Annotated in this window: 24 protein-coding genes and 1 tRNA gene; 8 read left to right on the forward strand and 17 right to left on the reverse strand. The window is 67.7% G+C overall.

The window, feature by feature from the left end; translation table 11 throughout:
• Nucleotides 1–562: 562 nt before the first annotated feature.
• The 7 genes from IPI67_06335 to IPI67_06365 all read right to left on the reverse strand — a co-directional run bounded on the left by IPI67_06335 (nucleotide 563) and on the right by IPI67_06365 (nucleotide 7650).
• Nucleotides 563–1090, reverse strand: a complete 528-nt coding sequence (locus IPI67_06335; protein MBK7579811.1) for a hypothetical protein — start codon at nucleotides 1088–1090, stop codon at nucleotides 563–565.
• A gap of 67 nt (nucleotides 1091–1157) precedes the next feature.
• Complete coding sequence (locus IPI67_06340) at nucleotides 1158–1415, reverse strand: MoaD/ThiS family protein (protein MBK7579812.1); 258 nt, start codon at nucleotides 1413–1415, stop codon at nucleotides 1158–1160.
• Complete coding sequence (locus IPI67_06345; protein MBK7579813.1) at nucleotides 1412–2527, reverse strand: glycosyl hydrolase; 1116 nt, start codon at nucleotides 2525–2527, stop codon at nucleotides 1412–1414. The genes IPI67_06340 and IPI67_06345 overlap by 4 nt, the downstream gene beginning before the upstream one ends.
• Nucleotides 2528–3267: 740 nt before the next feature.
• Entirely contained in the window at nucleotides 3268–4101 is an 834-nt protein-coding gene (locus IPI67_06350) for a HEAT repeat domain-containing protein (GenBank protein ID MBK7579814.1), read from the reverse strand.
• A 7-nt stretch (nucleotides 4102–4108) separates the two neighbouring features.
• Nucleotides 4109–6694 carry a serine/threonine protein kinase gene (locus IPI67_06355; GenBank protein ID MBK7579815.1) on the reverse strand — a complete coding sequence of 862 codons (2586 nt, stop codon included), beginning with the start codon at nucleotides 6692–6694 and terminating at the stop codon, nucleotides 4109–4111.
• A 43-nt stretch (nucleotides 6695–6737) separates the two neighbouring features.
• Nucleotides 6738–7553, reverse strand: coding sequence for a hypothetical protein (locus IPI67_06360; protein ID MBK7579816.1), 816 nt, complete (start codon nucleotides 7551–7553; stop codon nucleotides 6738–6740).
• Between the two features lie 20 nt (nucleotides 7554–7573).
• Nucleotides 7574–7650: transfer RNA gene (locus IPI67_06365), tRNA-Arg, on the reverse strand.
• A gap of 164 nt (nucleotides 7651–7814) precedes the next feature.
• Here IPI67_06365 and IPI67_06370 point away from each other — a divergent pair.
• The 3 genes from IPI67_06370 (at nucleotide 7815) to IPI67_06380 (ending at nucleotide 10371) form a co-directional block, all read left to right on the forward strand.
• The gene (locus IPI67_06370; GenBank protein MBK7579817.1) at nucleotides 7815–8282 is read left to right on the forward strand and encodes a hypothetical protein; all 468 of its coding nucleotides are present in this window, start codon (nucleotides 7815–7817) and stop codon (nucleotides 8280–8282) included.
• A 13-nt stretch (nucleotides 8283–8295) separates the two neighbouring features.
• Nucleotides 8296–8592: a hypothetical protein gene (locus IPI67_06375; GenBank protein ID MBK7579818.1), complete on the forward strand. Its 297-nt coding sequence runs from the start codon at nucleotides 8296–8298 to the stop codon at nucleotides 8590–8592.
• A gap of 114 nt (nucleotides 8593–8706) precedes the next feature.
• Nucleotides 8707–10371, forward strand: a complete 1665-nt coding sequence (locus IPI67_06380; protein ID MBK7579819.1) for an IgGFc-binding protein — start codon at nucleotides 8707–8709, stop codon at nucleotides 10369–10371.
• A 36-nt stretch (nucleotides 10372–10407) separates the two neighbouring features.
• Here IPI67_06380 and IPI67_06385 read toward each other — a convergent pair whose 3' ends face one another.
• Nucleotides 10408–10821 carry a gamma-glutamylcyclotransferase gene (locus IPI67_06385; GenBank protein ID MBK7579820.1) on the reverse strand — a complete coding sequence of 138 codons (414 nt, stop codon included), beginning with the start codon at nucleotides 10819–10821 and terminating at the stop codon, nucleotides 10408–10410.
• Nucleotides 10822–10871: 50 nt separating this feature from the next.
• Between IPI67_06385 and IPI67_06390 the strand changes: the two genes are divergently transcribed.
• From IPI67_06390 to IPI67_06400, 3 genes are all read left to right on the forward strand, one after another.
• Nucleotides 10872–11984 (forward strand): hypothetical protein, encoded by a 1113-nt coding sequence (locus IPI67_06390; GenBank protein MBK7579821.1) that lies wholly within the window; start codon nucleotides 10872–10874, stop codon nucleotides 11982–11984.
• An 869-nt stretch (nucleotides 11985–12853) separates the two neighbouring features.
• Nucleotides 12854–13138, forward strand: coding sequence for a hypothetical protein (locus IPI67_06395; GenBank protein ID MBK7579822.1), 285 nt, complete (start codon nucleotides 12854–12856; stop codon nucleotides 13136–13138).
• Between the two features lie 5 nt (nucleotides 13139–13143).
• Entirely contained in the window at nucleotides 13144–13452 is a 309-nt protein-coding gene (locus IPI67_06400; GenBank protein MBK7579823.1) for a hypothetical protein, read from the forward strand.
• Nucleotides 13453–13458: 6 nt separating this feature from the next.
• On the opposite strand, the gene IPI67_06405 is transcribed toward IPI67_06400, so the two are convergent.
• The 3 genes from IPI67_06405 to IPI67_06415 are packed head-to-tail and all read right to left on the reverse strand — an operon-like array spanning nucleotide 13459 to nucleotide 16797.
• Nucleotides 13459–14160, reverse strand: a complete 702-nt coding sequence (locus tag IPI67_06405) for a hypothetical protein (GenBank protein ID MBK7579824.1) — start codon at nucleotides 14158–14160, stop codon at nucleotides 13459–13461.
• 50 nt (nucleotides 14161–14210) lie between these two features.
• A complete protein-coding gene (locus IPI67_06410) occupies nucleotides 14211–14627 on the reverse strand; it encodes an isoprenylcysteine carboxylmethyltransferase family protein (GenBank protein ID MBK7579825.1) in 417 nt (138 codons plus the stop codon).
• Nucleotides 14628–14634: 7 nt separating this feature from the next.
• Nucleotides 14635–16797, reverse strand: a complete 2163-nt coding sequence (locus IPI67_06415; protein MBK7579826.1) for a hypothetical protein — start codon at nucleotides 16795–16797, stop codon at nucleotides 14635–14637.
• Nucleotides 16798–16865: 68 nt separating this feature from the next.
• On the opposite strand from IPI67_06415, the gene IPI67_06420 reads away from it, so the two are divergent.
• Nucleotides 16866–17138, forward strand: a complete 273-nt coding sequence (locus IPI67_06420; protein ID MBK7579827.1) for a hypothetical protein — start codon at nucleotides 16866–16868, stop codon at nucleotides 17136–17138.
• Between the two features lie 35 nt (nucleotides 17139–17173).
• Here IPI67_06420 and IPI67_06425 read toward each other — a convergent pair whose 3' ends face one another.
• The 6 genes from IPI67_06425 to IPI67_06450 form a co-directional block, all read right to left on the reverse strand.
• Nucleotides 17174–18082: a hypothetical protein gene (locus IPI67_06425; protein ID MBK7579828.1), complete on the reverse strand. Its 909-nt coding sequence runs from the start codon at nucleotides 18080–18082 to the stop codon at nucleotides 17174–17176.
• 8 nt (nucleotides 18083–18090) lie between these two features.
• On the reverse strand, nucleotides 18091–19158 hold the full coding sequence (locus tag IPI67_06430) for an ABC transporter ATP-binding protein (protein MBK7579829.1): 1068 nt from the start codon (nucleotides 19156–19158) through the stop codon (nucleotides 18091–18093).
• Complete coding sequence (gene cysW / locus IPI67_06435) at nucleotides 19155–20036, reverse strand: sulfate ABC transporter permease subunit CysW (protein ID MBK7579830.1); 882 nt, start codon at nucleotides 20034–20036, stop codon at nucleotides 19155–19157. Before cysW ends, IPI67_06430 begins: the two co-directional genes overlap by 4 nt.
• A complete protein-coding gene (gene cysT / locus IPI67_06440; GenBank protein MBK7579831.1) occupies nucleotides 20036–20869 on the reverse strand; it encodes a sulfate ABC transporter permease subunit CysT in 834 nt (277 codons plus the stop codon). The genes cysW and cysT overlap by 1 nt, the downstream gene beginning before the upstream one ends.
• Nucleotides 20870–21892 (reverse strand): sulfate ABC transporter substrate-binding protein, encoded by a 1023-nt coding sequence (locus IPI67_06445; protein ID MBK7579832.1) that lies wholly within the window; start codon nucleotides 21890–21892, stop codon nucleotides 20870–20872.
• Between the two features lie 93 nt (nucleotides 21893–21985).
• The gene (locus IPI67_06450; GenBank protein ID MBK7579833.1) at nucleotides 21986–22645 is read right to left on the reverse strand and encodes a helix-turn-helix transcriptional regulator; all 660 of its coding nucleotides are present in this window, start codon (nucleotides 22643–22645) and stop codon (nucleotides 21986–21988) included.
• 198 nt (nucleotides 22646–22843) lie between these two features.
• On the opposite strand from IPI67_06450, the gene IPI67_06455 reads away from it, so the two are divergent.
• Complete coding sequence (locus tag IPI67_06455) at nucleotides 22844–23605, forward strand: hypothetical protein (protein ID MBK7579834.1); 762 nt, start codon at nucleotides 22844–22846, stop codon at nucleotides 23603–23605.
• Nucleotides 23606–23683: the final 78 nt, after the last annotated feature.

Below are 23683 nucleotides of genomic sequence, written 5' to 3' on the forward strand. Positions count from 1 at the left end.
GATCAAGTATTGCTCGCCAACGCCCTCAACCTTTGGAAGGTGCTTGCTCGCGGGGTGCGGCCCGCCCACCTGAAAGTCCGCACCAGAAGAACCCAAAGGACCGGAACCGCGAGAGTCATCGCAGCGACATGCAAAACCAACGGAGTTCCGACGGACGTGCCAAGAATGACCATTGGTATCAACGGGACTGCGTAGGCGACGAACACCGCCGGCGCGAATCGAGCCCCCCGTTGCACGTCTGGTACGCTTCGGTAGATCGCGGTACTCGAAACCAAAGAGACCCGCGGTCCCGACGCTCGCATCGCTGGCGGCATCGATCACAGCAGTGGCGCGGGGCGGCGGTGCTCCCTCGGGGTCGACACAGGCCAGCGCGAGTAGCCCGATGACGAGAATCGCGGCGACTCTCACGCCGGCGGTCGATCGAACGCGCATCATGATTGGACCACGCTTCGCCTGATCCGTTCCCGATCGCCGCAAGCTCTCAGGCGCTGCACTGAGGTCGCGCTTCCCCCGCATGCGAGCGGAAGGCCGCGGCACTCGGCAGCGCCGGGTTGGTACAGGCCTAGTATTCGTACTCGACCGTGTTGAGGGACTTCACCTTGTCCTTCCAGGTGATGGCGCTGATCTGTTGTTTCATGCAGGCGACGACCTTGTCGTTCTTGGGTTTGGCCGTGATGTCCATGCCGACGGCCTTGCCGTCCCAGATCGCCACCTTCAACTTCACATGCTGGGTCGGTGACATCTTGCAGGGTTTGTACAGGGCTTCGTCGAGCAGCGGCTTGCTGAGTGCCTCTTGCTCGACGTTGACCCGCGGCGTGCCCTGCGGCACGGCGTTGATCGCCTCGTCGACGCTGCTGCCCTCCTTGAACGTCGGCTCGACCGCAGCCGGCTTGGGCGCCGTCTTGCCTTCCTTGGTGTCGCCTTCGTCAGACTTCGGCTCGTCGCTTGGCTCGGACTTCGGCTCCGGCTTCGGCTCGGGCTTTGTTTGCTCCATCGGCGGATCGGGTGCGTCCGCGGGGGGCGTACTGCCTCCGCAGGCGAACACGAACGCCGCGATACATCCCAGACACGTCGTGAATGATCCCCTCATGGTGGGCGGAGGATAGGCCCGGGCGCGGCGCGGGTCGAGAGGCTCGAATGACGAGCGTCAGGTCACCTCAGCCGCCGCTCAGGGCCTGAACGAGCTGGATCTCGTCGGCCGGGTCGAGCCGCACCGCGAGATCGAACACCTGCTCTCCGTTGCGGAAGAACCGCATGTGAGGCCGCATCTGGTCTTGTTCGTCCACGATCCGAAAACGGATGCCAGGGTAGCGGGCGTCGAGATCCGCGAGCAGCGCCGCGAACGTGGTGCCCCTCGCCTCGACCTCACGCTCCTTCGTGTACGAGAGCAACGGGCTCGGGATCAGGACCTTCATGACGCGAGCTCTGCGGCCTCCACCGCGTAGATCTCCGGTAGGTGGCGGACGATGTTGTGGAAGCGGCGGCCTTCGTCGCGGCTCATCCAGAGCTCGCCGCCAGTGGTGCCGAAGTACACACCGACCGGGTCGTGCCCATCTACGGCCATCGCCTGGCGTTTGACCGTCAGCCACGCCTGTGTGGTTGGCAGCCCCGCATCCAGACGCTGCCAGCTCTTGCCGCCATCGCGCGTCACGTAGACTGCGGGTTTGCCCTCCGGGGAGGTGCGTGGCCAGACGTTGCTTCCGTCCATCGGAAATACCCAGGCGACGTCGGCGTTGCGGGGGTGCACGACCACGTTGAAACCGATGTCACCGACCTTCTTCGGCATGTGTTTACCGATGCGCACCCACTCGTTGCTCGGGCGATCGATGCGGTAGATGCCGCAGTGGTTCTGCTGGTACAGCCGATCGGGCCGGGTCGGGCAGATGGCGAGGCAGTGCGGATCGTGGAACACGATGTTCTTCGGGTCGAACCCCCCGACGACCTCGAGGCCCTTCACCAGCGGCGTCCACGTCTTGCCGCGATCGCGCGACTCGTGCACGCCGCCGCTCGACATGGCGAGGTAGAGGTGTGAGGCCCTGCGCGGGTCGACGAGGATCGAGTGCAGCTTCGGGCCGTCCGGTGTGCCGTCCTGCGGGCCACCCATCCACTCGCGATACTTGGGGTTGTCGTTCAACCCCGAGACGGGCTCCCAGCTGGCGCCGCCGTCCTCGGAACGAAACAGTCCGTGCGGAGACGTGCCCGCGTACCACACACCCTTTTCGCTCGTGTGCCCCGGCGTGAGCCAGAAAGTGTGATCGACCACGCGACCTTTCTCACCCTTGGCTACCTTGGGAAACGCCGGCGGTCGTTTGGCCTCGCTCCAGCTCTTGCCGAAGTTCGTGGAGCGGAAGATCGTCGGGCCGAGGTGACCGGTCTTGGCTGCCGCGAGCAGCGTGCGCCCGTCGCGCGGGTCGAGCACCAGATGACTGATGATGTGGCCGAGGAAGTGCGGGCCGTCGACGCTGAAGTTGCGGCGCGCGGCGTCGCTCTTGTAGATCCACGCGCCCTTGCGGGTCGCAACGAGCAGCGCGACGCGTTGTTTGGTGGCGCGGGGTGAGGTGGGACGCGAGGGTGCCTTCTTGGTGCGCTTCGGCATGGCGCGACGATGCCAGAAAGCCGGGACAGCGGGAAGGCAGGCTGGTCCGGCGCGCGGTCAAGCCCGGAAAACAAACGACGTTCAACCTGTTCGGCGCTCTAGCGGCTCCGCCGCCTCCGACGAACCGCCGTGGCGCCGGCCATCAACAAGAGCCAGGCCGAGCCCGAGCCTCGCGGCGTCGCGCGACAGCCACATCCGCCGTCGTCAGACCCGCTCGCGGGTCCGCCGCTTCCGATGACGTCGGCCCCGTCGATGTTGTCATCGCTTGCAGCACCGCTCGCGCCGGCGGAACCAGCAACGCCTGCGGCTCCCGCATAGCCACCGCTGCCAGGGCTCCCCGCACTGCCAGCGTTCCCAGCACTGCCAGCGACGCCGCCACTCCCGGCGATGCCGCCGACTGCCCCCGCACCCGCGCTCCCGCTCGAACCGCTGCTGCCTCCCGTGCCTCCGCTTCCGCCAGTGCCCGTGGTCGGCGGCGGTCCGTAGAGTCTTTCGATCGCGACCAGATCACCGGCCGGGGGTCAGCTGCCGACCAAGCGGGCGAGAGTGCCGACGACGCGATTGAGCTTGGCAACGAGCGCCGGCTCCAACGACGCGACATGACCAAGCACCGAGGCGGGGGCACCCACATCAAACGCCGTTGCGAACTCGTGTGCCCGCCGCCCGACCCTTCAGCCGCTCAGCCCCAGCAACGAGAGCAGCTCTTTCTTCAGCTCTCCGCGACTTGCGCGGGCCCTCGCCTCGACGTCGCTGCGCCCGAGAGGACCCGCCAGGCTGATCAGCACCCGCGCGATGGTGGTGAGCACGAGCACACTCTCCCCGCTACCGGTCGTTGCGTCCTTGAGCATGGCCATGAACGACATGCGCACCGGGCGGAGCGCGCGCCGGAGCACGTCGACCGCCGCGACGCGTGCGTCTTGGGTGGCCGCGCTCAAGGCACCGGCGGCGGCGGCGCGCAGCTCTTCGCTGGCACCGCTGGTCGTGTTCAGGATGCGGTCGATGCGCGAGACCGCGAGCTGATCGATGGCGCCCGCCTGGCGCAGCCCCGCCAGCGCAGCGATGCGCACACCGTCGTCGGTGTCGTTCACGAGCGTGACCAGCGCATCGCGCGCGTGTGGCCCGACCGCGGTCGACAAAACCGAGGTGGCCGCGCGACGCACGGCCGGTGACTCGTGGCGTGTGAACTCACCGATGATGGGCCCGAGCTTCTCGAACGGCTTCTCGGGCAGTGCGCGCAGCAAGTCCTCGGCGTCGTGAGGCGGGCAGCGGGGGCCGGCGGCGGCGAGCTGTGCGAGCGCCTCGGCGATCACCGCGACGCCGACGTCACCGACGGCCTTGAGCGCCGCGATGAAGCGCCCGCGCGCGGCCTGTTCGTCGCCAATCCGCCCGCGCGCCAGGAGCAACGCGCGTGCACCCGCCGAACCGGCACCGCGCAGGATGCCGATGCCAGCGTTGCGCTGATCCCCCGAGCCCATCAAGAGCGCGTCGGCGATCGCGCCCAACACCTCCGGCTCACGAATGGTCTGCGCCGTGCTCGCAGCCAGAGCCTCGTGACTGTGCTTCCCGGCGTCCACCCCACCCGACAGCTCGAGCAAGCGCGCCGCGGTCGCCCAGAGTGCCGGATTGTCGCCGCGCCGCGCGAGCACTCGCATCGCACGCCGCACACGCTCGAGCTCCCGCGCGAGAGTCTCGAGCTCCGGGATCGCCTGCAGTCTCGCCAGCACCTGCACGGCGTCCCGCGACAGGTCGAAGGCCAAGAGCTCGGCGTCCGCCCACTCTTGCAGGGGCACCGGCAGGTCTTTCAGCTCCAATATCGACGCTTCGTAGAAACGTCGCAGCGTCGTACGTCTCGGGGTCGTCCTGCCGGACGAGCACCTTGGCGAGCGCCCGAGCGACACCCCCCTCGTGCTCGGCGCTGATTCCAGCCCGACTGCTCAGCTCCTCGAGCACGAGCAGCGACAGCTCCACCACCTTGTCGGTGTCGAGCGCCCGGAGCACCACCCGCCGAATGTCGACCTTCGCGAGGTGGGTCAAGGTCGTGGCGGAGCCGCGCGCCAGATCCAGGTTCGATAGCACGGCGCGGAGCTCGGTGAGGGTCAGCGCGCTCGTCACGTCGAGGACGCTGGAGCGCAGCGGGCCTTCGTCCCTGCCGGCGAGCGCGGCACCTGGCGCGCCGCTCAGATCGAACGCGATGCGTGTGACCGCCAGATCCACGTTGCGCGGGACACCGCGATGCCTCGCGACGAGGTCGTTCGCCGTCAGGACCATCAGCCCGCGCCCCGTTCGCTCTCGCAGTCGACCGATCACGGCCTGAGGTGAGAACGCGGTCTCGAACGCCGAGATCAGATCGGCGAGCTCTGCACGACCGACTCCCTCCTTGAGCGCGACGCACGCGAGGTCGTGCTCGGCACACACGTCCGCGAGGCGGCGCACGTAGGGCTCCGATGCGGAACCCACGAGCGCTCGTAGCTCGTAGCTCTCACCCGTGCCGCTCTCCACGCGCAGATCCCGGCCCTCGACCGAGCGGGACAGGAAGCGCACCTCGCCGCGCCCAGCGATGGCCGTACGTGTGGCGGTGGACAGTCGATCGATGGTGCGTTCCCGCTCGACGTCGTCGCGAACGCTCGTGGGGGACAGGCCCGTGGTGAGCGCGATGAACAGCTCCAGGAACCCGGACTCCGGGCTGTCGAGCGGGACACTGGTCCGCTGCACGTCGCGCACCACCGAGCGGGCGTCGAGCAGCGCGCGGAGATCTGCCCGGAGCTCCCGCGCGCTCGGGTAGCGCGCGTCGCGGTTCTTCGCCAGGGAGCGCAGGATGATCTTCTCCAGCCTGGGATCCACCCGCGGGTCGAGGCCCCGAGGGCGCGGGGGCTCCCGGTAGAGCTGCATCTGCACGACGTCCATCACACTCTCGGCGTCGAACGGCAGGTGCCTCGTTGCCACCTCGAACAGCATGACCCCGAGCGCGTACACGTCAGCGCGGCCGTCCAGCCGTTCACCGCGGATCTGCTCGGGCGACATGTACTGCGGGGTGCCAGCAACCAGGTTCACGGCGGAGGCAGCCAGCGAGTTGTCGTCTTTCCCGGCCCGCGGGGACTGCACCGTGGCGAGCCCGAAGTCGCACACCTTCACCACGTCCACCGGGCTGCCGTCCTCGTCCGTGCCCAGCGCGATGATCACGTTCTCGGGCTTGATGTCCCGGTGCACGATGCCCTGCTCGTGCGCGGCAATCAGCGCGGAGCAGACCTGCACGATGACCTCGAGCTCGCGATCCCGACCCAAGCTACGCTCGTTCAAGAGCGCCCTGAGCTCCTTGCCGGAGGCGAGCTCCATCACCAGGTAGAGCAGCCCGTCCGCTTCTTCACCGAAGTCGAGCACCCGCAGCACGTTGGCGTGGTCGAGCTTGCTCGCGGCGAGAGCCTCGGCGTGAAAGCGTTTGTCGAAGCCCGGTGCGGCGCGAAAGTGCGCGTGCATCACCTTCACCGCGACACTGCGCCGGAGCGCGACCTGTTGCGCGCGATAGACGATGCCGGTCGCGCCGGCGCCGAGCGCGACCTCGATGGTGTACTTTCCAGCCAGCGTGCGCCCGACCATGGGGTCGGTGGTGTCGTAGCGAGGCGGCGCGGACAGCGCTTCGCCCATGCCGTTGACGTGGGGAACGGTCGAGAGCTTGCGGTACACCCGCGCCGACGACGGCGGCATGTCCAGCTCGAGGCTGTCGATGCGATCGACGCCGTCCTCGAGCTCGAGGCGGTCGACGGCCGACAACATCTCCCAGCGCCCCGGCGCATACTTCTCACCGACGCCCGCCGCCGGGTCCTCCGGCTGAGAGCAGGCGAGCACCAACAATTGCCCCGCGTGTGCGTCGTCGAAGGGGCGAAGACGCACAGGCAACATGCCGCCGGAAGCCTCGCCGTCCGGATCGCCGAGCAACACGACCGAACGCAGGCCCGGCACACGCAGCTCGAACGCGTGGGGACGCAGGCGCACGACTTGCTCTCCGATGGGCACCAGCGCCACGTCGGTGTTCAGCGCCGCCTGCACGAGACCGACGAGCTCGGCGTGATCGAAGAGGTCGACGAAGACGACGGGGAGCAAGAGAACTCCGATACTAGAACGGAATCAGTTTCCAGGTGAGCAATCAGGCGCCTTCGCGCCGGAACACCAGAGTGTAGGTCACGTGGTGATTCCCCGGGAGTCGCAGGTTGATGACCCGGTCGCTGGCCCCCTCGATGGCGGCGCCGTAGCGCGTGCCGCCACCGGTCATGGGGAAGTTGGTCTGGAACTCGTTCTGGGGTTTCGAGTCGAGGGACAAGGACTCGGTGGGGCCGTCCAGGATGGTCTTTTCGATGCGGATCTCTGGGTTGGTGGTGACGTTCAGCACCTTGTCGTTCTGATCGACGATCTGTACGTAAACGTTGATCCTGCCGCCAGACTCACCAAGACCGGCAAAAGTTGCTGGCGTCTTCCAGAAGTCGACAGACAACGGATCGTTCGCGCCGTTCTTGTTTAAGTCCTCGTCGGTCTCGAATCCGGCTGCCACGAGTCGGTAGAAAGGCTGACCCGCAACCTTGGTGCCGGGACAGAAGCCGACGAGTCCCTTGCCGTCGTCGTGACCGTGACCGCCGAGGGTGTTCGGACCGGTCGCGGTGAACGCCGCGGGCCAGCGCACGCCCGAGGTCGGTGGCGCAGGCGAGGCGAAGTCACACACGACCGGTGGCGCATCGCTCGCAGCATCGGCGATCTCACCCGCGCTGCCGCCGGTGCCGGTTGCACCCGAACCGCCCGAGCCGCCCGTACCTCCGCTCGCGCCGGAGCCACCGCTACCGCCAACTGCAGCACTGCCCCCCGTACCTGGTTGCACCGAGCCCGCGCTGCCGCCGGTCGCCGAAGCAGTGCTCGACGAGTCATCACCACAGCCGGCGACCAACATGGCTGCGAGGAGGAGCCAGCGCATGGCTGTGAGCATCGCACGCTTGGCACGCCCGGAGGGACTCGAACCCCCGACCACCGGATTAGAAATCCAGCGCTCTATCCAGCTGAGCTACGGGCGCAGGCGGCACTGACCTGTCACATTCGGAGACCGATTTCAAAGAGAACCGAGGGCGACGTCCAGGTCGAAGCTGGCCCGCGGCCCAAAGCTCACGGAGAGACTTCCCGGGCCGGCGGCGTTGGAATCGCGCTTTGTGCGCCGAACGACGCCCGTTAGGCTGGCTCGATGAATCCAGACTCGGCACGCGCTCTCGCGCTCGCGGCGGCTCTGGGTCTGATCGCCGGCGCCACCATCGCTTGTTCACCGTCCACACCCGCGACCGCGCCGGCGAGCCCGAACACCCTCGCGACGGTCGAGGTCCCCGAGCAATCGCCGAGTGCATCCGACGTTGGCGAAAGTGAGGCGCTACCCGAGGCCGCCGAGCGCCACGGTGCGCCGAACTGCTGCATGGGCAAGAACGAGTGCAAGGGGCAAGGCCGCTGCGCGGGCGCGAGCAATTGCCGCGGCTTGAACGAGTGCAAAGGGCAAGGCGGTTGCAAGACCGGCTGCCCCGAGGCCGCCGAAGAGAAGAGCTGCTGCAAGGGCATGAACGATTGCAAGGGCAAGGGTGAGTGCAAGACCGCAGAGAACGAGTGCAAAGGCCTGAACGATTGCAAAGGCCATGGCGGCTGCGCCGGTCACTGCCCGCGCTGAGCTTCGGGGACTGATGACGGAAGAGAAGAGAATCATCCTGGCGCGCCGGGCGCAGCTCATCGCTGCTGCGCTGGCGGGGGCGGGCCTGGGTGCGGGAGCCCAGAGCTGCACGGCAGATCAGCGCTCGGGCGTGAACCCGGAGAGCCCGAGGCAGCCCGTCACGGAGATCATCGTGCCCGGGTCGGACGCGAGCGGCACCGAACCGGAAGCGACGGACGAGGACGGTGGACTCCCCGGTCGGACGCCGACCCCCGAGCCGACTCCACCGCCCAGACCCACCCGACCGCAGATCTGTCTGAGTGAGTACTGAGCGACACTCGCGAAGATCTTTTTTTGCGGTCCCCAAAATAGTTCCACCCGCTCGGGCCCCACCCTTCCACAGGAAGGCATGCGGTCAGTCCAGCTCGTGGCGTGGGGAATTGTGATCTCGTTGGCAGCGGGTTGCGCTGCAAGCTCCGGACTCGGGGCCGAAGAGGGTGCGGCCGGCTTCGGCAACAGCGCCGGCACCGGCACGGCCAAACCCGGGGGTGGGAGCGGCGGTTCCGGGGGCAAGTCGAGTGGCCCGGGCCTGAACCTCGATGCCGGCGGCGACGCCGAGTCCGACGCCAAGGTCTTCGTCGGTGATCCAAAGACCTGCGCCGACGCGGCGAGTCAAAAGAGCTACGTCGGCTGTGAGTTCTGGCCCACGGTCACCGCGAACTCGGTCTGGCCAATCTTCGATTTCACCGTCGTCGTCGCCAACACCCAGGACGTGCCAGCTCAGGTCGAGATCAAGAAGGGAGGCAGCGTGGTGGGCAGCGGCACCGTGCCGCCCAATGGCCTGTCGAAGTTCTACCTGCCCTGGGTCGACGAGCTGAAGGGTCCCGCGGTGACGGAGTGCGGCAGCTTGAACGACACACTGAAGAGCAGCGTGCGCGTCAAGGACGGCGCCTACAACCTGACCACCAGCGTCCCGGTCACCGTCTATCAATTCAGCGCCCTCGAGTACAAAGGTCAGGGCGGCCCGAGCGGCAAGGACTGGAGCAAGTGTCCGGCAAACCAGTGTCCTGGCGGCCTGAACGGCTGCCTCTCGTACTCGAATGACGCGTCGCTGCTCTTGCCGAGCACGGTGCTCACCGGCAACTACCGCATCCCCGGCATGAAGGGCTGGCAGCTGGGCAACGTGCCGCCCTACTTCAGCGTCACCGGCACTGCGAACGGGACGCAGGTCAAGGTGAAAGTCGGCCAGGGTGGCGCGGTTGCCGCGGGCGGCGGGATCTGGGCAGTGAGCGCCGGCGGACTGCTCGAGTTCTCACTCGATCGCGGTGAGGTCGTGCAGGTGATGGGGACACCGACCACCGATCTCAGCGGTTCGTTGGTGCAAGCGTCGGCGCCCGTGCAGGTGATCACCGGCATGGCCTGTGTGTACTTGCCGGACAACAAACAAGCCTGTGATCACATCGAGGAGAGTGTGTTCCCCGCCGAGACGCTGGGCCGCCACTACTTCGTTCCGATGCCCACGGGCCCGAACGGTGACGCGCCGGGGCACATCGTGCGCTTGTACGGCAACGTGGACGGGACTCACTTGATCTACGCCCCGTCCAAACCGCTGGGCGCGCCAGATTCACTCAACGCCGGCGACGTGGTCGACCTCGGCATCGTGACCCAGAGCTTCGAGGTGAGCGCGGACCACGAGCTCGCGGTTGCGTCGTTCCAGCTCGGCGCGACAGTGGTCGATCCTTACACGCAGCTCGACAAACAGAAGGGAGACCCGGCCCAGAGTCTGCTCACCGCGGTCGAGCAGTATCGGAAGAAGTACGTCTTCCTGGCGCCCGACGACTACGACGTGAGCTACGTGGACGTGGTGCTGCAGAACGGCACGTCTCTGACCCTCGACGGAGCCCCGGTCAGTGTGACGGCGCAGGCCATGTCGAACGGCTACGGCATCGCCCGCATCAAGCTCGGCCCGGGCCAAAACGGCACCCATGTGCTCGAGAGCAGCGAACCCGTCGGCATCCAGGTCATGGGGTACGGCCTGCAGACGAGCTATCAGTATCCCGGCGGCTCGAACCTGATGTTGATCGCCCCGCCACCGCCGCAGATCAAATAGACCGACGCCGCGCGGTCATGCTTCGCGGTGCATCGCTCAACGTCGACGCGGCGGCGCTCCAGCGCGCGGCGCAGGCGAAAATCGCAGCCGCCATTTGCCGTGGCGCAGACGACGTCGCCCCACGACGCGCGCTTCCGGCATCACGTAGGCGTCGGCCTCGCGACCGTCGGCGAGGCGCACGGTCTGACGCTCGAACAGCACCGGAACCTCTTTGTGAACGTCGAGCCGACGCCGGAGCTCGCGCGAGATTTCGTACAGCTCACCATCGACGGAGCCAGGGCCACCGCGGATCATCGCCGCGTAGACCTCGAGATCTACCAGCCGATACCCCGGCACCGTCTGCGCCAAGCCAAGCGCCGTTGCCTCGGCCATCAACGCGTGGTCGCGCTCGCCGCGCATCAAGGACCCGTAATCGAACAAGAGCAGGCGCTCGCCATCGTCCGTCGCCACGCGCATAGGATACACCGCTCCCGCAGCCGGATTTCGGCTAGACTGCCGAGGTGGCAGCTTGGAGCGCGCTGGGAACCCGCAAGGTCGCCACGCTTTCCGCGTTGGCTCTCGCTGCAGCATGTTCGGTCGATGCGCTGGATCTGTCTGGAAAGCGCTGTCCCTGCGCGGATGGTTGGGTGTGCGACCCCGGCAGTAATACCTGCGTCGCGGTGGGAAGCTCCGGCGGAGCTGACGGGGGCGACGGGGGAGGCACCGGCGGCAGCGGCGGGTCCGACGGCGGCGGCGCGGCCGGCACGGGAGCCGTAGCCGGCAGCGGCGGAGGCGCCGGGGCGAGCGGCAGCGGCGGAGCCGCGGGCACGGGCGGAGCCACGGATGCTGGCGCGGACAGCGGCGACGGTTGGACGGGCTGTGGCGCGTCGATGAAGGTCTGCAATGGAACCTGTGTCCCCACGAACGTGGCGAACGGGTGCGCGGGCACGAGCTGCGATCCCTGCGCGAGCCACCCAAACTCGGTTCCGGCCTGCATCTTCGGCGGTTGCAGCGCCCTCTGCACGTCCGCGTTCGGAGACTGCGATGCCGACCTGAGCAACGGCTGCGAAACCCCGGTCAGCGTCAGTGATGCCAGCAACTGCGGGAAGTGCGCCCGCACTTGCGCCACCAACCACGCGGCCTCCACGAGCTGTTCGGGCGCAGCGTGCCAACCGATCTGCAGCGCCGGCTACGGCAACTGCAACGAGAGCAGCAAGCTCGTCCCCGATGATGGCTGCGAGACCGCCTTGACAACCAGCACCTCCCACTGCGGTCGGTGTGGCTACTCGTGCAGCGCCCAGGGCGGGGTCTCGTCCAAGTTCACATGTTTCTCGGGTGAATGTGGCTGCAGCACGGCCGCACAGTGTTTGACCGAAGCGACACTGACCGGAGTCTCCTGTGACGCCGCCCTACACCGCTGCGTCTGCGGGGCCGGCACGTGCGGCGTGGGCGAGGTGTGCATCAAGCAGGGCGGGAGCTCGACCTGCGCCTGCAACGGCGTCTCCAAGTGCACCGGCTCGACGACGTGTTGCTCGACGGGCTGCAAGAATCTCAGCAGCGACCCGGCCAACTGCGGCGTGTGTGGTCTGATCTGCTCCTCGAGTACGACCTGTCAGGCCGGAAAATGCGTCTGAACCGCCGCCGAGCTGACTCGAGCTTGTACACCACGATCAGAGACGGCACCGCGTACGTGCCCTGCTGATCGTCGGCGCCGAGCACGTTCAGATAGAGCAGCCCCTTGGCAGCGTCGAAGGCTCCACCGCCGGCGCCGCCTCCGCTTTACCACCGCCGCCGTCACTCTCGCTACAGCCCCAGACGAGCGCGGCCGACGCCAAGAGGAAGAGCGAACATCTCAGCGGCAGCGGCATGGGCTCGCCGGCTCGCGCAGCAAAGCGACGCGACCGAGCCCGAGCGGGGCACACGGTGCGCGTTGGGACCGCGCTTCCGGTGGCTGCTCCCAGGCGACGAGACGCGACGTCCGCGCGGGCATCGACTCGCCCTGCGCCGCAGAGTGACTACTTCGTCTTCCTTGCTTTCTTCTCTCCGCCGCTGCCTTCGCCGACCGCTCGGTCGTCGGCGCTGGCCTTCCAGCTCTCGCTGACGCCTTCCCCCCCGCGGCGACCCGCAGGCCGCGAGAGCGGCCGAGGACCGACGCTTGGGGGGGAACGACCGCCACGAGGCCGCGACAGCGGCCGAGAGCCGGGCGAGGCGGGGGCAGCTCAGTCGCGTTCAACTCTCGAATTTGCGCTCTCCCCGCTTGCCCGCCCCAACCACGGCTCAACAGATCAAGAACGCTTCTTTGCTGCTGACCGGCCCGACTACCATCAGGGCTGGTGTTACCCTGTCGCAGTCACACAGGATCGGAGCTCGTTTGGTATCGCGACCCAGAACACTACCGCGTCTTTCATGGCGCGAGCTCTGTCTGCTGCTGGCCGCCTTGCTCGGTTGCGGATTGGGAGGGGGGAGCAAGAACAAGTGTGCGGCCGCGCTCGAGCGGGGCGGAATGCGTCATTCCTCGATTGGCACGGGTTCGTCGGAGCAAGCCGCCAGGACCAGCGCCCAGACGGGCACGTGCATCGCGTACTGTGAGCACGGCGATGCGACCGTCGAGGCGCTCTACAAGACCTGGCGCGCGAGCCCGGCCGGGCAGGTCGCCGGCTCGCCCCGCGACAAGGGCGTCGCACTGGGTTTTGTCCCCGACCTGACGCAGGCCAACAAGAAGTGTCAGGCGGACTGCGCGGCAGCCGTCGCCTCCGGGCTATCCGCGGTGAGGACCACGTGCCTGTGACGCGAGTGCAATCGAGGCCGGGCGCGGGCGGTCTCGCCCTGTTGCTGCTCGTGGCGGCTCTCCTGGCGTGTGGCGGCGGCAACGAGGAGCGCTGCACTTCGACGCTCGACTATCAAGGCAAACGCAGCCAGGGCAAGGGAGTGGACAAGCTCGCAGCTCAGCACAACGCCTGTCGCGCCTGGTGTCAGACCCACGCTTCGGAGGTCACATCGGCAAGCGAACGCGATCGAAACCACGCCCTCGTGGGCTGCGCGAGTCGCTGCGGCGGAGATCTGCTGTTCGGAACGGGCGCGGCGACGACCAGCTGCCCGTAGCGGCGCTCAGCGCGGGCAATCCGCGCGGCGGCCGTACTTGCGGCAGACCTCGTCCTGCCAGAACGTGCAGCAGGCGCTCTTGATGTCGGAGATTGCGCGGGTCGTCGCGGCGGAGTCATCGCCGGCGAGGGCAAGGGTGCCAACACACGCCGCCAGCTCTTTGCGCTTGGAGCAGCGATGGTGCAGCAGCGTGCGGGCCGTCTCGGGGTTCCGGTCCACGTCGAACGGGCTGCCGCCTCGGCCGCAGACCACGAGCGCGTCGCCTTCGAGACAGCCAACGCCGTTGTCGTAGGCGCTGAACAGCGCACCACAAGGTCCCTCGCGGGTGACGGCCTCGGGACTCGACGAGAGCGGTCCGTCGAGCATGCACGCCGCGTGCGCCGCGCGGATCGTCGAGGTGAGCAAGGCATCGCGTGTGAGCATGTGGATCCCGACGAACATCGTGACGGCGGAGGTCTTCAGTCCGAAGCCGACGAACAGGCCGACGGCCCTCTTCCGCGACGACCAGAAGTAGAGCGACGCGAGCAGCGGTCCGAGCAGCAGCGCGGCGAGCAGATGAAATTTCAGATTGGGTCCCTTGGGGACCACACCCGTCTCCGGATCGGGCTCACGCCGCCCACGCATTCGGCGGGCCTCCAGCAGATAGACCGTGGCGACCAGGGCGTACATGCACAGCCATGGCACGACCACCGGGACGAGCACCCGCATGCCGGGGAGTATGCCCGGGTTTCGAGCGAGATGGAGCGCCTGCGAGCGGGTCAGAACCAGGTCTTGTCGCGGTAGGCGCGGTACTCGTCGCCGAAGTGTTGCTCGAGCACGCGATCTTCGCGGCGCGCCCGCACGAGCTGAGCGAGCGCGATGACCGGCACGACTGCCAGGAGCGTGAGCTCGCCGAAGTACAGAATCAGACCGCTGATGCCGAGCAACGAAAAGACGTAGACCGGGTGGCGCAGGCGCGCGTAGAGCCCAGTGGTCACCAGCTTCGACGCGCGCGGCGAGAGCGAGAAGGCCGAACCAAGCTGGAGCCGCGCCAAGGTCAAGAGCGCGAACCCCACGACGCTCGCGCCGAGTCCGAGCGCGCGCAGAGCGGTCCACTCGCCACCGCCGAACACGAACACGAGCGTGGCCACTCCGATGAGTGGCAAGAGTGTGACGATCCAAGCGCGAAGCGTCATGTGTTCTTCACCCACACGAATAACGCTTCACGAACCAGTGTCGCATGCGCGCCATGCTCCCTCTCTGCGCGTCGGGCGCGCGCCGGCGACAGCTCCTGAGCTCGGCGCTGCCCTCGGCGGCGCCCCAGCGCAGCTCCGGACAGTCATTCGGGTTGTAAGCCGCCTCGAACGCCGCGCGGCGTCGGATGACCTCAGCCAAGCTGAGACGTTGTTTGCCGGCGTCCGAACGCGTGTACTCGATTGCCTTCGACTCGCTCTCGGTGCGCAGCACCGCCTCGAGCTCGCGTCGCAGCGCTTCGCCGCGCGTGGCGTCTGCCTCGGCGCGGGCAGCCTGCTCGGGAAACGAGAGTACCGAGTCGATGCCGACCAGGAGCCGAAGATCCCGACAGGGTGTGCTCACCGCCTCCCAGGGTCCGGTTGAGCGGAACATGGCGCGACCCTCCGGCATCTCGATGGGAGTCTTGCGCGCGCCGACGATCTGTTCGGCAATGTCGACCTCGGCGACGCGTCGCTCCAGCTGGGCAAGGAGCGCACCCACGAGATCTTGAAGCTCTTGTCTTGCCGGTTTGGGCTCGGGGCTGATCATGCGGGACATCTGGGCGTAGAAGTCCGCAGCGTCGATCCGGGAAGGTTCCAGGGAAAACCCGCGGTAACCGTCCGCGATCGTGAGCTCGTCGTTGCTCAGGAGGCGCATTTCACCCTTGTCGCGCACGATGGGCCGGAACGCCTTGAAGCCGAAACCCTCGGTGGTGTGCTGGTCCGCGAACAAGAACGTGCCCCGCCAGAAACGGCGCATCCCGATCGTGCCATCGGGTTCAGCGTCGACCGCCAAGAGCTGTCCGGGTCGGGCCGCGGTCTGCGGTACCCACTTCACGAGCGTGAGGGTGTGTCCGTACGGATCTGCGAACACGACCCCCGGACGCAGGTGCTCGCGGTGCAGGGCGACCGGGTACAGATCGGTCACCTCGTCGGTTGCCACCGTGCGCAGGCTGCGCGCCGTCGTGACACCCAGCAGCCGCTCGGCGAAGTCGCGGAACGACGCTCGCGATGCCAAGCGTGGTGTCGCGGGCATCGTCTCGCCCGGGTCACGGGTCTCCACCGGAGGCGTCTCGTTGGTCGTCCAGTCGCCGCAGCGTGGCGGACCGTCGAGCTGCCCGTAGCCGCAGCGGTGGTGACCGAATGGCAAGCCGAGCTTCCACGCGAAGTAAGCGCGCATCACGTGGGGTGCATCGGCGCAGTCCGGATGCAGCGCAAGCTGTTCGGAGTCGGCGTCTTCACCGAGCCCGAGGTGACCGTGCAGGAAGTTGCGCGAGGCATCGGTCAACACGGCACCGATGCCGTTCCAGCGTTTGCCCTCCGGCGCGCTGAAGAGCGCCGCGATCCAGGCGGAATACAGGTTCTCTGCGGCTCGATCCCAGCCGCGCTCGGTCTTCCAGACGCCCGCCCCGGCGGTGCGCCGCCGCCGCCGCTCCGCGACCGTGAAACGTTGGCACGCGATCACGTTCGCGCCTTGCTTGACGACGACGCGGTGAACACCGCGCTCGACCGCCCCGAGTCCGAGCACCCGGTACCAGGGCGGCCCGTCGCCGCGCTCACGCTCGGTGACGGTGAGCGGCCGGCTCCCTTCGGCAGTGATCTCCACCCGAGCGTCGAGGGCGCGATCACTCGCCACCACGACCCGCGGCTGATCTCCAGCCACCAGCGAGGCGGGAGACACGAGCACCGCGGTATCGTTGGACGCTCGACAGTCGTCAGGCTCGCCCCGATGGCGGGCGCGCTCGTCCCGCGCGACGATGGCGCGCATGCGGTCTCGCGTCGCGGTCACCTGAACACGCTGGCGACACTCCGAGCAATTTGCGAGGTAGGCCTCTGCACGCATCAGCACACCGCGCGCCACGAGAGGGTGCGCCTTGTCGCAAGTCGCGCGCAGACCCGCGCATGGCATCAGCTCGCTGTCGCTCAACCTCGGGGGTGCGGAGGCTGGTGTGGGTGTCGGTGCGGCGTCGGCGACAGAAGAGGTTGGTGAGGGTGCGGCCACTGCGGGCGCGCCAGGGCTGAGCCGGGCGGCGCTGCCTGGCGGTGCTGGCCGGTCCTCGGCGCGCGCCCGTCCGCAGGCGAGCGCGCCGCAGGCGAGCAGCACGAAGATCGGGGGCGGGAGCCGGGGCGCCACGACCCGGATTCTATCCCGATGACGCCGCGACCGGCCTCGACTACCTTCTCCCCTCCTGGGAGATCGTCATGCCGCTGTTCAAGCTCTCTTTCGCCGGGTTCTCCGTCGCCGCCTTCGTGTTCGCACTCAGCTCGTGGTCGGCGCCCCGACCCCCGGCGGTTCCCCTCGAGTCCCCGGACGAGGCGGAGTGCTTCGAGTGGAAGTACCCGAAGAACAAAGCCTGCGGTGACCTGAGCGGGAAGACCGAGTGCAAGGCCTCGTCCACCATCTCGGCCTCGGACGACGACGACAAGAAAGACAAGTGCAAGCCCAAGAAGGGCGACACCTGTAACTGCGAGTGAGCGAGCGCGCGTGTTCGTGCGCTGAGCTCGAAGAGCTACTCGTCGATCGAGCGCGTGCCCGCCCGGGTGGCGCTGAACTCGATCAATCGACCCACGCTGGCGGCCAGCGCCGAGGGAGTCGCCGCGTCGAAACCGGCGCGCTCGACTCGGGTGTCCGGCGGCAGTGCCTCGATGCGCGCCTGGAGCTCCCGGAGCGCGTCACAGGCGGTGCTCTTCGGTGCGTAGTCTTGCCCGAGCAAGCGCCAAGCTGCGGCCAACTCCTCGTCGAACCGACGCCACTGCCCGGCGTCCGCGGCCAGCCGCAGACGAGACAGCACTTCTTCCATCAGCCGGTCTCGATCACACGCCCGAAGCAAGCGTTGCCGGGCCTCCGGAGGCATCTCGATGGCACGTTTGGCGCCGAGCAGTCGCCCGAGGTCGGGTAACCAGCGGCGGTCCTCGAGCAGGCGCGGCGCGAGCAACCCCTCGGCGTCCTTCATCACGAACCCTCCGTCGAGAGCGATCAGCGCTCTCAGGAGCGCCAGCTTCAGCTCACCGACGGCGCGCGCGTCTGCCAGCCGTTCGAGCAACAGGTCGGCGTGTGCCTGGGTTGCGGCGGGATTTGCCGCGCGAAGTGCGCTGAGCACGTCCGCCCCACCCCACACCGTCAGCTCGGTCAGAGGTTCGGCGAACATCCACGAGTCGAGCACGGCGGCGGCCGGATCGGCTGACAGGAACCAGGCGTCCGATGCCGAATCGAGCCGCGCGAAGTTCGTAACCTGCTCTCGCGGATCTTCACTGACCGAGTGCACCGAGCCACACTGCCGGCACAGGAACAAATGCTGGAGCGGTTTGCACCACGCGGGCCCGAGCTCGCTGGCCGCGGACCAGATGGACGGCAACGGATGCTCCCCGCGCATGCCGTAGCCACCCCGAGATTGGTCGCACTCTGCACAAGCACTCATGTTTGACCTCAAATGGCGTAGTCCTCCAGGAACACCTTCGCCGCCAGCAGATCGACGTGCACGTTGTCGCCGAGCCGCAGGCCCAGGTCGTCGCTCTCCTTCTGGCTCAGGTGCACGCTGATGGGATCCCCGCTCGGCAACTCGAGCGTGACCTTCACCGTGCTGCCAACCCGCGTCAGCCGCTGCACCCGGGCCAACGACACGGAGGTCTCCGCCGCGTCGGCCACGCGCAGCACCCGCACGTCCCGCGGCCGGACGAAGGCGTTGAAGCGTGCCCCTTCCGGCGCGTCGCTCGGTGCGCCGATGCTGTGCTCCGCCACCCGCGCCCGCCCGCCATCGACTTGACCTTTGAGCACGTTCGCTCCCCCCAAAAATTCTGCGACGAACGCGCTCGCAGGATGATCGTACAGCTCGTTGGGTGCGCCGGCCTGAGCGACCTTGCCCGCCTCGAGCAGGACGACGTGCGCCGCGAGATCGAAGGCCTCTTCTTGGTCGTGGGTGACGAGCAGCGTGGTCACACCGGTCTTCTCGTGGAGCTCGAGCAGTCGGTCACGGAGCTCCACTCGCACCTTGGTGTCGAGGGCGCCGAACGGCTCGTCCAGGAGGAGCAGTCGCGGTTCGGTCGCGAGCGCCCGGGCCAAGGCCACGCGTTGCCGCTGTCCACCCGACAGCTGGATCGGGTAGCGATCCGCATACGCCTCGAGCTGCACGAGCCTGAGCAGCTCCCCGACCCGCGCGTGGATCTCGGCCTTGGGGCGTTTGCGCAGCCGCAGCCCGAAACCGATGTTGTCGTGCACCGTCATGTGTCCGAAGAGCGCGTAGCTCTGAAACACCAGGCCCACCCCCCGCTCGCGCGCGCTCATTCGTGTCACGTCTCGGCCGGCTATTTCGATGCTGCCCGCGTCCGGCAGCTCGAGTCCGGCGATCAGGCGCAGCAGGGTGGACTTGCCCGAGCCCGACGGCCCAAGCAGCGCGGTGATCGCGCCCGTCTTGGCTTCGAAGCTCACGCCCGCCACCGCCGGCGGCGCATCCGGCCCCGAGAACTGCTTCACGAGCCCCCTCACGACCACACTCATCGGGCCGCCTCCGCGCGAGCGCTGGCGTCGGCGCGCGTGAGTCGCCACTCGAGCGCGCGCTTGGCACCCAGCGTCACCAAGGCCAGGAGCGCGAGCAAGGAAGCGACAGCAAACGCGCCGACGAAGTCGTACTCGTTGTAGAGCACCTCGACGTGCAGGGGCAGCGTGTTCGTCTGACCGCGAATGTGCCCTGACACCACTGACACGGCACCGAACTCACCCATCGCGCGCGCGTTGCACAGCACCACGCCGTAAAAGAGCCCCCAGCGGATCTTCGGCAACGTGACGTGCCAGAAGACCTGCCATCCGCTCGCGCCCAGGGTCAGTGCCGACTCCTCTTCATCGCTGCCTTGAGCCTGCATGACCGAGAGCACCTCTCTGGCCACTAGCGGAAACGTGACAAAACAGGTCGCCAGCACGATGGCCGGGAGTGCAAAGATGATGCGCACGTCGTGGGCAGCGAGCCAGGGGCCGAACACACCGCGCGCTCCGAACAAGAGCACGAACAAGAGCCCGGCGATCACCGGTGACACACTGAACGGCACGTCGATCAAAGTCAGCACCAGTGTCTTGCCGCGAAAATCGTACTTTGCGAGCAGCCAGGCCGCCGCAATGCCGAAGACCGTGTTGAGGGGCACGGCGATCAGTGCGGTCACGAGCGTGAGCCATGCCGCGGACAGCGTCGCGGGTGTGAGCAGGGCCTCGAAATAACGCGACATGCCCCGGGCAAACGCCGAATAGAAGACCGTGGCCAGGGGCACGAGCAAGAACGAGCCGAGAAATCCGAGTGCCACCAGCCGCACGCCGAGGGCGCGGGCGCTGACCCGGCGCGGTCGAGGACGGCCAGCAACGCCGCGCGCTGCGATCAACCCGGCCATCACACTCTCCCGCGGCGCAACCAGCGCCCGAGCAGGTTCACGCTCGCGAGCACCGTGAGGCTGAGCGCCAGCATCACCGTCGCCAGGGCCGTGGCCGCGGCGTAGTCGTACTGCTCGAGCTTGGTTGCGATGAGCAGCGGCACGATCTCGGTGCGGAGCGGCATGTTGCCGGAGATGAAGACCACCGAACCGTACTCACCGAGAGCGCGCGCAAACGCCAGCCCGAAGCCCGTGAGCATGGCCGGGGCGAGGGCCGGAAAGACGACCAGTCGAAAGGTCTGAAACGGCGTCGCACCGAGAGTCGCAGCCGCCTCCTCCAGCGCCGGGTCGAGCTCTTCGAGGACCGGCTGCACGGTGCGGACGACGAACGGGAGACCGACGAAGGTCAGCGCGATCACCACACCGAGCTCGCTGAAGGCCGCTTTCACACCCAGCGCTCTGAGCGGTGCACCGAACACACCGTGGGGTGAATAGACCTGCGTCAACGCGATGCCGGCGACCGCCGTTGGCAGCGCGAAGGGCAGATCGACCAGGGCGTTGACCAGCGCGTGGCCGAAGAAGCGCTGCCTCACCAGGACCCACGCCACGACCACACCGAAGAAGGCGTTCAGCGTCGCGCTGGTGAGGGCGGCCCCGAAGCTCAAGCGGAAGGCGGCGAGAGCGCGAGCGTCCGTGGTGATTTCCCATAGCCCCCGCCAACCCACGCTGCTGGTTCTCAGCATCAGCGCGCCGAGGGGCACGAGCACGAGCAGGCCGAGGTAGGCGCCGACAGTGCCGAAGGAGAGGCCAAACCCCGGGAGCAGGCCCGAACGACGCAGTGAGACGCCTGCCATCTAACCCTTGGGTTGGTAGACGCGATCGAAGATCGCGCCCTCCGCGAAGTGGGTCTTCTGGGCCGTCCGCCAGTCGCCCGCGATCTCGGCGACGGTGAACAGTCGCAGGGGACGGAATTGGTCCGCATGCCGCGCCAGCACCGCCGAGTCCCGCGGTCGAAAGTGGTGCCTGGCGGCCAGCTCTTGTCCCTCCGGGGTGTAGAGGAACTTCAGGTACGCCTCGGCGATCTCCCGTGTGCCGTGTTTGTCGGCGTACACATCGACCACTGCGACCGGCGGCTCCGCGAGGATGCTCTCGGATGGCACGACGAGCTCGAGCTCGTTCTCACCAAAACGCTCGACCGCCAAGAGCGCCTCACTCTCCCAGGCGATCAGCACGTCCCCGATCCCGCGCTCGGCGAAGGTGGTGGTCGAACCCCGCGCGCCCGAGTCCAGCACCGGAACCCGGCGATACAACTTCTCCACTAGCTCCCGGGCTCTTGCAGGGCTGCCGTCGGGCCGATGCAGCGCGTAGCCCCACGCCGCCAGATAGTTCCAACGCGCGCCACCCGAGGTCTTCGGGTTCGGGGTGATCACCTCGACGTCTTCGCGCACGAGGTCATCCCAGTCCCGGATCTGTTTCGGGTTCCCGCGCCGCACCATGAACACGATGGTGGAGGTGTACGGCGCGCTATTCATCGGCAGGCGCGCCTGCCAGGTCTTGGGCAGAAGCTGTGCCTGATCGTGCAGCGCGTCGACGTCGTAACCGAGGGCCAGGGTGACCACGTCCGCATCGAGGCCCTCGATCACCGAGCGCGCTTGTTTGCCCGAGCCGCCGTGGGACTGCGCAAACTTCACCTTCACACCGCGCGCGTCGAACCAGTGTCGAGCGAAGGCTTGGTTCACGTCGGTGTAGAAACGCCAGGTCGGGTCGTACGAGACGTTGAGCAGCGTGACCTCGCGAGGTTTCTGGCCGCAACCGCAGGCCAACCATGCCGCCGACAAGGCCGCGAAGAGCACAAACCGGGCGCGCAGGCGTGTCATGCCGGAACCGACGTAATAACGTCACCATGGCACAACATAACGGATGCTTCAACCGGCCTGTCCGTTATCACGGATGGGCGGAACCCCCGGAAATCACTGCCGGGCGTAGGTCATGACCAGGTAGATCACGACCTCGGAGGCCCCGGTGTTGCGATACACGTGGGGTGAATCGGCGCGAAAGAAGATGGCGTCGCCTGGGCGCAAGAGCCGGCGCTCCGAGCCGATCAGCAGCTCGAGATTCCCGCTGGCGACCACGAGGTTCTCCATAATGCCCGAGGCGTGCGCCTCGGCGTGCTCGGCCGAGCGCGGCGCGAGGCGCAACTCGTAGAACTCGACGTTGCGCGGATGGTCCGCCGGGAACAGCGCGCGCGACGCGAACTTCCCGTCGCGGGAGCGCAAGATGCGGGCTTGATTTCTCGGCAGCACCGTCAGCGTGGCCGACTCGGACTGGCTCAAGAGGGCAGAGAAGGGAACCGCGAGCGCGCTCGCGATCTTCCACAGCACGTTGATGGTCGGGGCGCTGCGCTCGAGCTCGATCTGACCGAGCATGGCTCGACTCACACCGCTCTCATCGGCGAGCCGTTGCAGCGACCAACCGCGCTCGGCGCGGAAGCGTTTCAGGTTGCCGGCCACGGTCGGCGTCAGATCTGCAACCGCCGGCGCCTCCTCGCGGCCCTCGGGGCCTGCCGGTGCGGGGCGTTTCGAGCGGGCGACGGTCGCGGGGCGGGCGCGCGCCTTTCTGCCGAGGGCCATCGGGCGAGTCATCCGCCATCCCGTGGGGGCCGTCAATCATCAGCAGATGTCCGTCCGCTGGAACGGACGCTGGAGTTTTCGAGGAGACCGCTGCGGGCCGGGCCGGCCTCGCTCCCCGGAAACGGCGGCGCCTTCTGCCTGCCCACTCCGGCCGCCGGGTACTCAACTCTCTGACACCGAAGGACGGGAGCAACACACATGGTAGGCAAGTGGCTTGTCTTGGGCTCGTTTGGAGCATTTGGGCTGTTGGCGGTTGCCTGCGGGGGCAATGACTCGACGGATCTCGGAACCGGCGGCGCGGGAGCAGGTGGGAGCTCCGGCAGCGGCGGCGCCGGCACGGGTGCCAGCACCGGCACGGGTGCCAGCGCCGGCGTCGGGGGAGCGACTACCAGTTGCAAGAACGCCGGCGAGTGCGCCATCCCGACGCCGTACTGCGGCACGAAGGGTTACTGCATCCAGTGCCTGGCCGATGGCAACTGCTCCGGCGACACACCGTATTGCAACCCGAACACCAACGCCTGCGCGGAGTGCGTCGGCAATGGCAACTGCTCCGGCCAGCAGCCGTACTGCAACACCGCGTCGGGTCGCTGCGTCGAGTGTCTGGCACCCGCCAACTGTGGCGGGGCCAACGAAGTTTGCAACACCGCCACGCACCAGTGCGCAACAGGCTGCAAGGGTGACGGCGACTGCAGCGCGTCGCAAGGAACACCTTACTGCAACACCCAGCTGGGCGTCTGCGTCAGGTGTTTGAGTGACGGCAACTGCAGCGGCGGAGACAACCCGTATTGTGAGGTCGGTTCGGGACGCTGCGTCGAGTGCCTGTCGGACGGCAACTGCGGTGGCGGCGGGCAGCCGTACTGCCACCCGGAGCGGCTGCGCTGCGTCGAGTGCCTGACCAGCGCGCAGTGCGACCCGGGCCAGACCTGCTCGCAGAACGATTTCCAGTGTGACGGAGGGTGAACGACGAAAGTTGATTGGCTGAGATTCCGCGCCCCGGTCGATCTCTGTATCCTGCGGCGCGGCGAGTCTGGAAGAACC

This window comes from Myxococcales bacterium, assembly GCA_016706225.1.
Lineage (GTDB): Bacteria > Myxococcota_A > Polyangia > Polyangiales > Polyangiaceae > JADJKB01.